12 protein-coding genes are annotated in these 13,140 nt (G+C 34.6%); 1 reads left to right on the top strand and 11 read right to left on the bottom strand.

Annotation, left to right across the window (positions count from 1 at the left end; all coding sequences use genetic code 11):
* The 10 genes from AC3RVG_RS13240 to AC3RVG_RS13195 all read right to left on the bottom strand — a co-directional run.
* Positions 1-853 (bottom strand): integrase core domain-containing protein (locus AC3RVG_RS13240; protein WP_489691946.1); only part of this gene is annotated, 853 nt, incomplete at its 3' end.
* A gap of 327 nt (positions 854-1,180) precedes the next feature.
* Entirely contained in the window at positions 1,181-1,828 is a 648-nt protein-coding gene (locus tag AC3RVG_RS13235; protein WP_489691945.1) for a hypothetical protein, read from the bottom strand.
* A gap of 265 nt (positions 1,829-2,093) precedes the next feature.
* Positions 2,094-2,729, bottom strand: coding sequence for a hypothetical protein (locus AC3RVG_RS13230; RefSeq protein WP_489691944.1), 636 nt, complete (start codon positions 2,727-2,729; stop codon positions 2,094-2,096).
* Between the two features lie 231 nt (positions 2,730-2,960).
* Positions 2,961-3,812: a hypothetical protein gene (locus AC3RVG_RS13225; RefSeq protein ID WP_489691943.1), complete on the bottom strand. Its 852-nt coding sequence runs from the start codon at positions 3,810-3,812 to the stop codon at positions 2,961-2,963.
* 220 nt (positions 3,813-4,032) lie between these two features.
* Positions 4,033-4,848: a hypothetical protein gene (locus AC3RVG_RS13220; RefSeq protein WP_489691942.1), complete on the bottom strand. Its 816-nt coding sequence runs from the start codon at positions 4,846-4,848 to the stop codon at positions 4,033-4,035.
* A gap of 1,719 nt (positions 4,849-6,567) precedes the next feature.
* Complete coding sequence (locus AC3RVG_RS13215; protein ID WP_489691941.1) at positions 6,568-6,927, bottom strand: nuclear transport factor 2 family protein; 360 nt, start codon at positions 6,925-6,927, stop codon at positions 6,568-6,570.
* Positions 6,928-6,960: 33 nt separating this feature from the next.
* Positions 6,961-7,350: a VOC family protein gene (locus AC3RVG_RS13210; protein ID WP_489691940.1), complete on the bottom strand. Its 390-nt coding sequence runs from the start codon at positions 7,348-7,350 to the stop codon at positions 6,961-6,963.
* A gap of 78 nt (positions 7,351-7,428) precedes the next feature.
* The gene (locus AC3RVG_RS13205) at positions 7,429-8,007 is read right to left on the bottom strand and encodes a Crp/Fnr family transcriptional regulator (protein ID WP_489691939.1); all 579 of its coding nucleotides are present in this window, start codon (positions 8,005-8,007) and stop codon (positions 7,429-7,431) included.
* A 185-nt stretch (positions 8,008-8,192) separates the two neighbouring features.
* Complete coding sequence (locus tag AC3RVG_RS13200; RefSeq protein WP_489691938.1) at positions 8,193-8,807, bottom strand: hypothetical protein; 615 nt, start codon at positions 8,805-8,807, stop codon at positions 8,193-8,195.
* A 1,291-nt stretch (positions 8,808-10,098) separates the two neighbouring features.
* Positions 10,099-11,235, bottom strand: a complete 1,137-nt coding sequence (locus AC3RVG_RS13195) for a tyrosine-type recombinase/integrase (RefSeq protein WP_489691937.1) — start codon at positions 11,233-11,235, stop codon at positions 10,099-10,101.
* 131 nt (positions 11,236-11,366) lie between these two features.
* Between AC3RVG_RS13195 and AC3RVG_RS13190 the strand changes: the two genes are divergently transcribed.
* Positions 11,367-11,720 (top strand): hypothetical protein, encoded by a 354-nt coding sequence (locus tag AC3RVG_RS13190; RefSeq protein WP_489691936.1) that lies wholly within the window; start codon positions 11,367-11,369, stop codon positions 11,718-11,720.
* 216 nt (positions 11,721-11,936) lie between these two features.
* Here AC3RVG_RS13190 and AC3RVG_RS13185 read toward each other — a convergent pair whose 3' ends face one another.
* Positions 11,937-13,136, bottom strand: a complete 1,200-nt coding sequence (locus tag AC3RVG_RS13185) for a glutamate-5-semialdehyde dehydrogenase (RefSeq protein ID WP_489691935.1) — start codon at positions 13,134-13,136, stop codon at positions 11,937-11,939.
* Between the last annotated feature and the right edge of the window lie 4 nt (positions 13,137-13,140).

The following is a 13,140-nucleotide window of genomic DNA, read 5'->3' as shown; positions in this document are numbered from 1 at the left end:
AAGATTCATGGGGTCTAATGTGGTTATATTCTTTTACAAACCGATTTAAACTACGCTGTTGGGCCTTTAAATCGAATGATGAGGGTTTGGCGCAAGCTGCCTTTAAATCACGGTGCATACGTTCGTGTCGTCCATTCTGATCTGGTCTTGCGGGATCGGAATAAACCGGGTCTATTCCCAGTTCAATAAACCAATAAGATAGCCTGGTATATCTTTGAATAGCAGCTACAGATCCAAAGGGACTTCCGTTGTCGGTATGTATCTGTTTTGGGATGCCATATTTTCTGAAAACCTTTGTAAACTCTTGCTTAACAGAGATAAAGTTTTCTTTGTAATGTCCTTTTGCAGTAAACAAAAACCTGCTTTTGGAATCGGCAATAGTAAGCGGATGACAGTATATTTTATTACCCATTAAAAACTTCCCCTTATAGTCTGCGCTCCAAACTTCATTGCACTTCTTGGGATCGAAAATTGGATACACAGGCTTGACTCTTCTGCTTCGTTTTTGAGGTTTAACTAGACCATTTTTAGAAAGGATGTTGTGAACCGTGACCACACTTGGGATAAGTTCCTCTGGATACTGTTTAAACAACAATATGCGGATTTTCTTGGCACCCCAGAGCATGTGTTTGTTCTTTAATTTTAAAATTGAATCCGCTACTTTTTGATCGGTTCTGTTGGGGTGATTGATCGGGGCTCTTTCTTGCTCAATTAAGCCCGATAGTCCCATTTTTTCATACCGAGAAATCAATTTGTAAGCGGTAGGTCGCGATATATTAAATGACCTACAAAGTTCTGTGATGGTGTAATTTTGAGTTAACCATTCGTGAATAAATTCTACCTTTTGTTCCATTTTAGTTTTTGCTTTCCAGACCATGATAAATTACTTTTCAAGCAATTTATGAATCTTAAAAGTGTAAACTATGTCCCTTTAACTTTGTAAAGGATGTCCCTTTACCGTACCCAAATGTTGCCTAACGTTTAGTATAAAAGAAGTAGGGCTGTTAATAAGAAATTATTTTTCGGATTATCCAAAAGCCAAATCTTTTGCATTTTGTTTTAATTTTTTTTCCAAAAGCCAAATCAAAAGATTTGGCGACCTCGCAAATATGCCTGAAACATTGAGTTTAGCACTTACTTGCCCTATTTTTTTTATACATTGTTGGCAAACGTATTTTTTTCAGTACGCTATTTCCAATACAATAATTCGTTTTACGAGATAATCGTTCAAATCTGCATTTTGATAAAGTATAACTTTTGCCAAAGTTTCTGGTCTGATAAATCCGTTTTCCTTTTGTCTATAAAAATTCTTGAAAAATGTATCTCGTTCTTTAATTTGATAAATTGCTTGAATGTATTTTCCAATAGTATTAAATACCGGTGTTTTCATTTCCGTTTCGATAATAGAATCAGTATCCATATTTGGAAAAATATTTGGATAATTTCTCGAAGTCAGATATTCAACAGTTCCGTCTGGATTGTTGTATTTATATCTTAATTTAAGGTAAGGTCTTGGACTAAATAAAAAGACTTCTTTTGAATCTTCCTTTTTATCTAATGAGCTATTTTCCACTATCCAAACAGAATCTGGATATCTATAAATCTCATTTTTTAAATTACTCGATTTAAAATTTTCTCTCGCTTTTTTCGAAATCTTCTGCCAATTGTCTGTTTTTTCATCGCGCAATTCTGTCAGAAATTCTTTGTAAGCATTTTTTGTTTTCAGTTCGGGGTATTGTCGTTTTAAAAAATCATTTTCAAAGTCCGCTACTAATTCCGTAAGCGTTTGGCTGTTTTCAGCTCCCAAAGTCCTTTCAAAATCAGCCACATATTTGTCTTGTGAACAACTACAAAATATTAAAAATAATATGATAATTTTAATAGACTTCACGATTTTTATATGTTTGCCAACGTTAAATATATGGCAAGTGGGGCAGAAAATAAGTAATTACTTTCAGTTTAGTCACAAGCCAAATCTTTTTATTTTGTTTTATCTTTTCTAGTTTAAAGCCAAATCAAAAGATTTGGCGACTTTGTAAATAGACAATGACCTTTCGGTTAAAAACTAATCGCCCTATTTGCTATATATAGTGTTACCACACGTTGTTTTCTTTCGGTATTGATTTATATTCACTATTTGCACTTTCTATAATTTTCTTTTCAAATATTTTCGGAAAGTACTTCATTATTATACTTGATTTTAACTTTTTAAATCTACTAACATTTTGGTCAGACTTTTTCCATAAGTTTTCAGACTCTTTTTCAGTCAGTATTTTTTCAATTCCGTTTCTAGTATCAATTTTTATTAACGGAAATTCAGGTTGATTTTCGCCACAAAGAGTTATCTGTTTTTCCAATTTCAAACTTACGGATTTCATAAAATCCGTAATCCTTCTAAATTCTGATTCCGTTTTAATATCGGTTGGGTTTATGTCAAACTCGATTTGGTTTTCAAGAAAAAAGAAGCACTTAACAACAATTCCATTTACATCAATAGTTACAGATTTAGTTTCCAATTCTCCAGTTTCGTCCGCAAACATTGTTTTCACGTATCCGAAGTCAATTTTGTCTGTCAAATTATCTTCATAAACTCCAAAAGTCAATTTGTATTCAGCGTTTAATAAGTCAACTACTTTTTCCCAATCCGAAATCGTTGAATTTTGGACATAAATATCTCTTAAGGCTCCATCCTTTTTAAAAATCCATTGTATATTTTTCCAATTATTCACGGTTTTTCTCGAATGTGTGGTAACGGTCTTGTATATGAAACGTAGCGTATAAATAGACGTTAACTTTTCGGATTATACACGAGCCGAATTTTTTAATTTTCTTTTTATCTTATTTTCTCAAAAAGCCAAATTAAAAAATTTGGCGGTCTTTGCAAATACAGATGAACCTCTCGGAAAGCCCATAATAGCTATGTTTTATATACGTTGTTAGCTACAGTGCATTTGCGCAATCTATACATTTTTTGACAAATCGGTTATAGAAGCTTTTAGCACTTGCCAAGAAATTTTTGCTGTTTCTATGTCTGGATTAAAACCTGAAACCATTTGTTGGTATGGATGAATATAATTTCGAAAATCTCTTAATGAATGACTGTATTTTTTGACATCTAATCCAATTAGTCCAAGCTTATGGGAAACGTCTATAAAATTTGATAATGACCATTCATTAAAAGCTAAAACTTTATTCGTTTTTCTATCCTTTGGGCTTATTTCACATTGATTAAATTCTTTCATTCTGTTAGATGCAATTCCTAAAAGTATTCCTTCTAAAACGCTACCACATAAAATGACACAAGATAATGCGGATTTTGACTTTATAGCATTTTGTATTTCCGTAATTCTTGAATTTAGTATATCTATTACAGACCCGTCAATTTTTAGTTTTTCTAATGAAACTATTTCAAAATCTTTCTTTAAAAAATCGTTAACCGTTTCTTCTTTTTGGGCATTTGATGTGCCTTTTATTCCAAGAAGTCTATTCGCAATTGTATTGGCTCTTTCTTTTAAATTCTTATCATTTTCAGTTGCGACTTTACCTTCCAAAGTTCGGTTTGTATCCAAAAACTCAATCAATTCTAAAATCAGTTTACCAACTGTTTGGTTGTTTTCTAAATCCCAAAAAGCTCTTAATCTTTTCGCTTTTGAATCTCCGTAAATTGCATATTTTGCATTGTATATATCGATTTTGAAATTATTGAAAATAAATTGCTGAAATTTTGCATTAGAAAATTCCAAAACGAATCCACCTTGCATCTCAAACAATTTTTCAAGAATTAATTTATCTGTTTCTTTCAGTTCGGACATTTGAATTTTACGGATTTTTTTTTTGCATTGTAGCTAACGTTTAGTATAAAAGAAGTAGGGCTGTAAATAAGAAATTACCTTTCGGATTATCCACAAGCCAAATCTTTTGCATTTTGTTTTATATTATTTTTCTAAAGCCAAATCAAAAGATTTGGCGACCTAGCAAATATGCCAGAACATAAGGTTTAGCACTTACTTGCCCTATTTTTTTTATACAGTGTTAGGCAAAGTATTTTTGAGGTCTGATGAAATCTGATAGGACAATTTGGAAATTTCCATAAGCTTTTAAATAATTTTCTCTTATTTTATCATCTATTAGATTTTCATCTTTCGCACTATTGAATTCATAATCTAATATCTGTTTAAAACCCATAAGCATTATCTGAGAAAGTAAAACTTCACAATGTTTTTTCATCATTTCAATATCTCCTTTAAAAACCTCTTTAGATATTTCTATTTTTTTAGATTTATTGGAATTTACGAAATCTTTGTGAACAGGTTCTTTTATTGGATAACCATCGTAATGTTTAATACAATTACATATGTATCCTATTCTACTTGTTACATAAAAATTGTTATGTGACTTATGAATATCAACTCCAAATTCCGTTTTGCAATATTCCTTTATACTTTTAAGGCCACTGATGTCATTTATTTCCATAAGTAAAAAATCTGTTGCACTCACTAAGGCTTTTAGATAAGATTCATATTTGTGAAATAATCCAACGTAACCAAGTCTAATGGTTTCGTACAAGTTCTCCTTTAAGTCCTCTTTCGTTAAATTTAGTAATTGTTTATATGACGATTTAGAAATTTCATTCCAGCCTTCGACAATTGATTTATTTGCGGATGGTATATAGTAGTTTAGGAAAAGAGTTTGAAGGCTATTTAAATCCGAATTTGTTTTTATAATTAAATCAAAGAGCCGTTTTCCTTCTTCACTTTCTTGAAGCAAATGAAAATTATTGATTTTAGAAAAATTCTTAGTCAATTGCTCGACATATAAATCAACGCTATTTCTTTTTGGTCTTTTCATATTTTGCCTAACGTTTGGGCTATGAGCAGTGCGCCAAAAATTCACTGATTTTCGAAGCTCGCACTAAGCCAAAACTTTATTTTTTTACTTATTATTCTTTTCGCCAAAATGAAGTTTTGGCGACTTTGTAAATATACAACTGCTTTCGAATTAAACACATACCCAGCATTGCTTATAGCCCGTGTTGTGGGGCGGTTTTCCCTTTATCCGGAAACTTTGCTGATATGAACTGGCCTTCGAGGCTTGCCGAAAACACGGTTTTTGATTGTTGGTAAATATACACCTACTTCGATTGAGCGTACTGATTGGCTCAACTATCGCCCGCAAAAAGGAAATGGCCTCCATCAGAACCGCAAAATTCCCAGCCTTGATTTCGAAAATATTCGACTGCCAAAAAAATCTTCATCCAAAGAATCATTCTACTGTCCTCTGCAAATAAACGATTGCCTTTGTGGGGATTTTGCGGTTCCCCGCCCAAAAACCGTGTTTTCATTTTGGCGGAAAAGTCCGAACCCTTTTTATGGATACTTATGCGTTCTGCTTTTTTTTAGATCAACTGCCCCACAACGGTTACGGCTATGAGCAGTGCGGGCAAAAAATGCACTAATTTTCAAGATTGCTCTAAGCCAAAACTTTATTTTTTACTTAAATTTTCTTTTTGCGCTAAAATAGAGTTTTGGCGACCTCGTAAATATACACAGGTTTTTCGATTTAGCATTTATCCCGCATTGCTTATAGCCGATGTTGCCTGCCGTTGGTGTACGCTGTTTCCATTATTATTCCGTTCTGTAACGAATTAGTCATTGGAAGCCAACTTTGTCATTGAATTTCCGAATCTTTATTTTCTTTCCCTAAATTCCGCAAACTGGCTAAAATTTCGGCGTTGCTCCGTTTTGTTTCTCAAGGCATCGGACCGATTCCGTCGTTGCTTGCGTATTGATTGGAAGTCTTTTTACACGATTCCGCTATGTTTTCTAAATCCGTTTAATTTTCCGAAAAATTTTGAGGGGAGAAGGAGCTTTTTTTCATTAGAAACTAATCTTTTTTAATGGCAGGCAACGGTTACGGCTATGAGCAGTGCGGGCAAAAAATGCACTAATTTTCAAGATTGCTCTAAGCCAAAACTTTATTTTTTACTTAAATTTTCTTTTTGCGCTAAAATAGAGTTTTGGCGACCTCGTAAATATACACAGGTTTTTCGATTTAGCATTTATCCCGCATTGCTTATAGCCGATGTTGCCTGCCGTTGGTGTACGCTGTTTCCATTATTATTCCGTTCTGTAACGAATTAGTCATTGGAAGCCAACTTTGTCATTGAATTTCCGAATCTTTATTTTCTTTCCCTAAATTCCGCAAACTGGCTAAAATTTCGGCGTTGCTCCGTTTTGTTTCTCAAGGCATCGGACCGATTCCGTCGTTGCTTGCGTATTGATTGGAAGTCTTTTTACACGATTCCGCTATGTTTTCTAAATCCGTTTAATTTTCCGAAAAATTTTGAGGGGAGAAGGAGCTTTTTTTCATTAGAAACTAATCTTTTTTAATGGCAGGCAACGTTTGGTATATGAGCTGTGGCGTGTTTTAGCACGAATCTCTCCAAATATAAACTAACTTTGGGAAAACCGTAGATTATCCAAATGGGCACAGACCAAGCCATAGCTTATATACTGTGTTGTGCAACGTTTTTCTGCATTCTGTTTCTCGGGTTCTATACAGCTTTATTTATTCACTTTTTTCTGGAATACAATACGAGGATATTTTTTTAATTTTATTGTGTTCGTTAAATTCATAAATGTCACACGCAGAAATAAAATTCAGCCTTTTTCCATCTCGTTTCAATTCCGCTGTTCCAATTACGATTACATTATTTTCAGATACAATTAATTTGTCCGTTTTGAAATCTGTTTGTACAGATTTAAAATATTTCGTTGTCTGTTCGCAATTTTCCGTAACAGCCTTTTTTCCGTCAAAAATGTTTTCGCCAACTACATTCCAAACTATTTCGTCACTTAAATAGTCCGTTGTTTTGTCAAATTTTCCGTTCGAGAAAAGTTCCGCTATTTCTTTTTTTGAATGTTCCATTTTTTTATGAGTTCGATTTTTTTTGATACTTTATTAGGCTTGTGAATGAATACCAAACATATTGCCTTCGCTATCAGAAGCCAAAACCATAAATCCATATTCGCCAAGTGATTGTTTTGATTTAAAAACTTTTCCACCTGCATTTTTTATTTTTACTTCTTCGATGGCACAATCTTCACTTCTAAAATAAACTATTGTAGAATTTCCTCCCGCCTCAAAGCCTTTCATTTTTACTAATGCTCCACTTGCACCATCTTGTTCCATTTCCATTGGGAAAGCCATCATTTCCATTTCATCTTTTACATCATCTGGTGTTGGCAATTCACTCAACTTTAAGTCAAGTACTTGTTCATAGAATTTTTTTGCTCTTTTAAGGTCATCGACATAAATCTCAAACCAAACTACTGGATTTTTTGCTTTCATCTTTTTTGTTTTTATGATTATACTAAACAAAATTAGAAACTTTCATTTTAAATATTCTTGTCATATGACAGTAAATAATCAATCAAAAAGGATTTCTTTTCTTATACGGCTCAATGATGTGTCAGTAATTCCTAAATAAGATGCAATATGTTTAATTGGTGCGTTTTGAACGATTGCTGGCTTGTCATTTATCAATGCTTTATATCTTTCAGTTGCATTTTTAGTAAGCATTTCTATTGAACGCTGTTTTGAAATAAATAGTTGTCCAGACATCCAAGCTCGTCCCCATTCCCTAAAACCTTCTATTTTATGGAACAATTCCTGAAATTTGTCAAATTCAATTTTCCAGGCAATTCCGTTCGTAAGTGTGATAATGTTTTCTTTTGTCGGTATTCTTTGAAATAGAGAAGATACCTCAATCGAAATTTCGTTTGTGCTGTAAAAATCAGTTGTGATTTCGTTTCCGTGATAGTCGTGAACGTATGCTCTCAACAATCCATTTTCAATTATGTAATATTCATTCGCCATTTTACCACTTTCCAAAAAAAATGAACCTTTTGAAAAATCGATTTTTTCGTGTGCATCAATAATTTCTATTAAATCACTTTGGTTAATTAGTGGGTGGTGATAGATTGTTTTAAAGAACTCTATATTCATTGTTTTTATTCAATTTTTGTTAGCTCGTACTGTTTTTTTTAATGTTGCACAACGAGTTTGTATATGAGCTGTGGCGTGTTTTAGCACGAACCTCTCCAAATAAAAAATGGCTTTGGAAAATCCGCAGGATTTTCCAAGTGAGGACAGACCAAGCCATAGCTTATATACTGTGTTCTACACCGTTTTTATTCCGATGTTGCTTTTTCAGCACGTTCTAAAATCGGCTCGTAATCAAAAGTTGAGCAACTACCTTCGCTTAAAACTCTTTTTCCTATCCGTTCAATTTTGCTCTTATCATTTTCCCAATCGAAAACGTAAATCGTACCTTTAAACACTTCATTAAGTTTTTCGTAATTTAATTCGCCGTTATCTTGTCCGAAGTTTCTTTCCGTATCGATTATTTTTATTGGAATTCCGCTTTCAAGGTAAATGATTGTTCTTATTTGACCGTAAGAAAGTCCGATTTCTTGGTCTATTTTACAAATATATTTTTTATTCCGCCACACTTTTAAAGTTCCGCCACCATCAGTTGTAATTCCAGTTAATTCCAACCAATCAAATTCCGTTCTTTTTAAGTCAGGATTATTTTCGATTTCGTTTACTTTATCTTTTATCCACTTTAGGTCTTTTTGTTGAGATAAAATTGGTGTTTTAGTTGACGATTTTTCAATAAATTCTGCTGTTTGTGGTTCGCCTTTATATTTATCTTGTATTACAAATATTCCAATTAATACAAATGCAATGCTTGACACCACGAGGATGGCAAAAATTATAATTAGTATGTCTGCTGTTTTTTTCAAATGGTGTAGAACGTTCCCGGCTATGAGCAGTGCGCCAAAAATAAAATGATTTTCGGGTTTGCTTTAAGCCAAAATTTTTGTTCTTTATTTTTCAATTCGCCAAAAATTTTGGCGACCCCGTAAATATACAAATGCTTTTGGATTTTGCACAAACCCAGCATTGCTTATAGCCTGTGTTGCCTGGCGTTTTTTTTTACTCTGTTTTCATTATTATTCCACAAACAAGCTAAATTTTCGGCGTTGCTCCGTGCTGCCGCTCAAGGCATCGAACCGATTCCGTCGTTGCTTGCGTAATGAGTGGAAGTCTTTTTACACGATTCCGCGTTGTTTAGATTCCGATTAATGGCTCAAAAAAAATTGTGGGGAGAAGAGTTGTTGTCTTTTAAAGAAATATCATTTTTAATGACAGGCAACGTTCCCGGCTATGAGCAGTGCGCCAAAAATAAAATGATTTTCGGGTTCGCAACAAGCCAAAATTTTTGTTCTTTATTTTTCAATTCGCCAAAAATTTTGGCGACCTCGTAAATATACAAATGCTTTTGGATTTTGCACAAACCCAGCATTGCTTATAGCCTGTGTTGCCCAGCGTTTTTTTATCCAGTTTCGTTCGTTGTTCCGTTTTACAACACTGATTCCGCACTCAGAATAAATTTTCGGTGTTGCTCCGTTAAGTTGCTCAAGGCTTACATACTGATTCCGCCGTTGCTTGCGTATTGATTGGAAGTCTTTTTTATTCCCCTCCGCTTCGTGTCCGCTGCACTGTTAAAAATCTATTTTACGAAGGATTAGCTTACTTTTTGATTTATGCTCTTAAATGATGGGCAACGTGTTTGCATATGATTAGTGGCGCGTTTAAGCACGGAATTTAGCAAATAAAAACCAAATAGAAAATCCGATAGGATTTTCGGAAGCAGGCTCAAACCAGCCATTAATTATATGCTGTGTTGTGCAATGTTGTTTTTGCATCCTGTTCCGTTTGTTTCCGCTTAGCTATTCTTTCAAAGTCCATCGAAACATAAAATGGCGCTCGCCGGTTCTATCTTTCCAATGTCAAAAATTCCAGCTCCTCCCCCTTTTTTTCCGTTCCGAATTTTTGTCCGAGCAGCATTTTTGTCCGAGCAACATTTTGTCCGAATTGCTTTTTACTTTTAAGCACTAATTTCCAAAAAAAATCAGACGTTTTTCCGCCAATTTTCCGCTGTGATTTGCGTCTCGCTCCAATATTGCACAACATGGTTATATATGACATGTTCGTACTATTATGGCGTATATATTGCACTTGTACGACACGTCACTTTGTGTTTTGCTTATCAAATGTAACCGAATCATATAAAGTATCCAAGGGACTTTTTAAAGTTTTATTGCTTATACCCAAAACACGGGTATAAACCTCGGTGGTTTTGCTGCTGGAATGGCCAAGCGCGCTTTGTATATATCGAATGTTTACTCCTTGCTGCATAAGGTGCGTCGCAAAGCTGTGGCGTAGGGTGTGTGGGGTACTCCACGGATTACTATTAGTTTCCTTTACCGCTTTTCGATAAATATTCTGAATACTTTTGGCTGAATATTGTCCGCCATCTTGTCCCTCAAAAAGCCAATAACTTGGCCTATGCTGCCGAAAGTATTTCCGTAAAAGATCCAAGAGTTGGTCGCTCAACACCGTATGCCTATCTTTCTTTCCTTTGCTGTCCTTTACAAAAATGTATCCATCGTCGCTGCGTATGTCTTTTACCCGCAAACGTATCACTTCGCCTATACGAAGACCAGCAGCGTAAATTGTATGAAGAATGGCTTTATGTTTAATATTTGAAGGATGATTCAATAATAACCTCACTTCTTCAACACTTAGCACATTGGGAAGATTCTTGCTCTTTTTAGGGCGAGTAATGTTGTAATACTCTCGTGGCATTTCCAAAGTGTGCTCGTAATAGCACTTGATGGCATTTATAAGTAAATTTTGGCGCTGTTCGCTAATTTTATATTTAGTGATAAGCTGATACACAAAACCCTCCACTTGTTCCTTACTAATTTCTTTGTAATCTTCTTTTTCGAAGTAACTGAAAAACTTGATCAAGGCATGCTCATAATTGCGAATGGTGGAGTCACTAAACCCCTTCAATACCATCTTTTGGTGGTTTCTATCCAGTTCCAGCTGCACTTTTTCTGTGAGAACAATTTTAGGCATTTTGGCAACCGATTGTAATTCTTCCATCTGAAGTTTCGCCCCAAAAAGTACTTTAACAAGGTTAACGTTGGCCTGGGTGTTTACTAAGCTCCAAAGTTTCTGGTTAGGATGGTAAAAAGAGGTGTTCAATTTTTTAAACGCCTCCCTTTCAGCCGTGAGAGGATACGGGATATAGAATTTAATCCTCCCAGCATTCGCAAGCGGTCTATACATAATGATTATGGTGTTTTCCCGATTGTTCATAACGCATTTGAAACTTTTATATAATCAAAAATAAAAATTAAAAAAACCATTTAAGCTATCACTTGCTATAGTAAACGTTTTTAACCGTTAAGAACGAATGCGTTATCTTTGTAGCACTAACACAGCATGCGATGGAAAACAAATGCAAAATATGTTTAAAACCACTCCATGGCAGGACCGATAAAATATTCTGCTCCGTGGGTTGTAAGAATCATTACCATCAAAATGTTCGCTATGCCAATAAAATTGCCGCTATTGAAATTAATGGTTATTTAAAGCGAAACTATACCATTCTTTGGGAACTCTTAGGCGAAAATAAAACGCAAATTAAAGTTTATAGAAATGTTTTGGAAAAGAAGAAATTCCGATTTAAATATCATACACATTTCAATATAAATTCAAAAAATAAAATGTTCCACTATGTTTACGATCTGGCGTGGATGGAGTTTTCTGATGACGAAATCTTGATTATTCGTCAGCGATAGGCGTGGAATAGCTACTTTCAGTATGCCTTTCAAATTAAATAAATACAAATATTATTATACCTAAGAATGATTGGCTGAAAATAGCCAATAGATTCAAAGCTTCCCCATGAAATTAATAACTACAGACCTCCGTACATTAGCGCCTTAAAACACAAAAAACGCCTTCATCCGAAATACCGGAATTGAAGGCGTTTATAAATTGTAATCATTCAATTATTATACACGAATCTGACCGTCTCCGTACACAAAATATTTATTGGTTACCAATTGCTTTAAGCCCAAAGGCCCACGGTGGTGAAGTTTGTCTGTACTAATAGCCAGTTCTGCGCCCACGCCCATTTGTCCGCCGTCTGTAAAGCGGGTAGAGGCGTTGTGATAAACGGCAGCGGTGTCTATATTTTCCATGAAAAAAGCTGCTCTTTCCTCATCTTCGGTCATTATAACACTGGAATGGCCACCACTATATTTATTAATTTTTGAAATGGCATCATCCCTGCTTTCTACGGCACCGATTGCAATTTTCATCGCTAAAAATTCTTGAAACCAAGTTTGTTCATCTTCAATTAATTGCGAAGAAGAAAGTGTTTTTTTGATTTCAGAATCTACCAAAATATCCACTTTTGCAGCTTCAAGAACGTCTTTCAATTCTTTAACCTTAGCTTCATAATTTGGAATATTCTTATCCATCAGAACTTTATCCAGCGCGTTGCAACCCGAAATTTTATCGGTTTTGGCGTTTATAATTACTTCAAGTGTTTTTGTCCAATCAGCATCTTCGGCTACATACAAAAAGTTGTTTCCACGACCGCTAATCAATACCGCGCAAGTTGCGTTTTCTTTTACAAACTGAATTAATCGTTCGCCACCGCGGGGTACAATTAAATCAATTGGTTCGGTAGGATTCTTCAAAAATGCTTGCGTTTCTTCGCGATTGAGTTCTAACATTTTTATCCAATCTGTGTCAAGACCGTTTTCCTGCAATGCTTGGTGCCATAATTTCACTAAAATTCTGTTGCTGTGGGAGGCTTCTTTTCCACCTTTCAACAATATTTTATTATTCGCTTTAAAAGCGAGAACAGCTGCTTCAATAGTTACATCGGGTCTGGATTCATAAATAATCATAATGGTGCCAAATGGCGCCGTGCGATTAATAATGTTTAGTCCGTTGTCCAAGGTTATATTAGAAATTTCTTGATTTACTGGATCGTCTTGCGCTTGTACTTCAGTAATAGCCTGTATCATTCCGTCTATTTTGGAATCATCAACTACCAAACGATCGAATAATGCTTGATCGTCCTTTTTAAAAGCTTCTAAATCTTTTTTATTTGCTTCTAAAATAGATGCGCGATTTTCATCTATAATTTTCATCATAGAATCTAATACGTTGTTCTTTAATTCGGTGTTTATCAATTTCATATCT

This window comes from Aequorivita sp. IT1282, assembly GCF_058068205.1.
Note: the sequence above shows the minus strand (reverse complement) of the source record. Positions and strands in the feature narration are given on the sequence as shown.

What these genes read in the sequence shown, in the direction of transcription:
- AC3RVG_RS13225 (WP_489691943.1), bottom strand. Translation starts at nt 3,812, where the DNA reads ATGTCCGAACTGAAAGAAACAGATAAATTAATTCTTGAAAAATTGTTT.
- AC3RVG_RS13220 (WP_489691942.1), bottom strand. Translation starts at nt 4,848, where the DNA reads ATGAAAAGACCAAAAAGAAATAGCGTTGATTTATATGTCGAGCAATTG.
- AC3RVG_RS13215 (WP_489691941.1), bottom strand. Translation starts at nt 6,927, where the DNA reads ATGGAACATTCAAAAAAAGAAATAGCGGAACTTTTCTCGAACGGAAAA.
- AC3RVG_RS13210 (WP_489691940.1), bottom strand. Translation starts at nt 7,350, where the DNA reads ATGAAAGCAAAAAATCCAGTAGTTTGGTTTGAGATTTATGTCGATGAC.
- AC3RVG_RS13205 (WP_489691939.1), bottom strand. Translation starts at nt 8,007, where the DNA reads ATGAATATAGAGTTCTTTAAAACAATCTATCACCACCCACTAATTAAC.
- AC3RVG_RS13195 (WP_489691937.1), bottom strand. Translation starts at nt 11,235, where the DNA reads ATGAACAATCGGGAAAACACCATAATCATTATGTATAGACCGCTTGCG.
- AC3RVG_RS13190 (WP_489691936.1), top strand. Translation starts at nt 11,367, where the DNA reads ATGGAAAACAAATGCAAAATATGTTTAAAACCACTCCATGGCAGGACC.
- AC3RVG_RS13185 (WP_489691935.1), bottom strand. Translation starts at nt 13,136, where the DNA reads ATGAAATTGATAAACACCGAATTAAAGAACAACGTATTAGATTCTATG.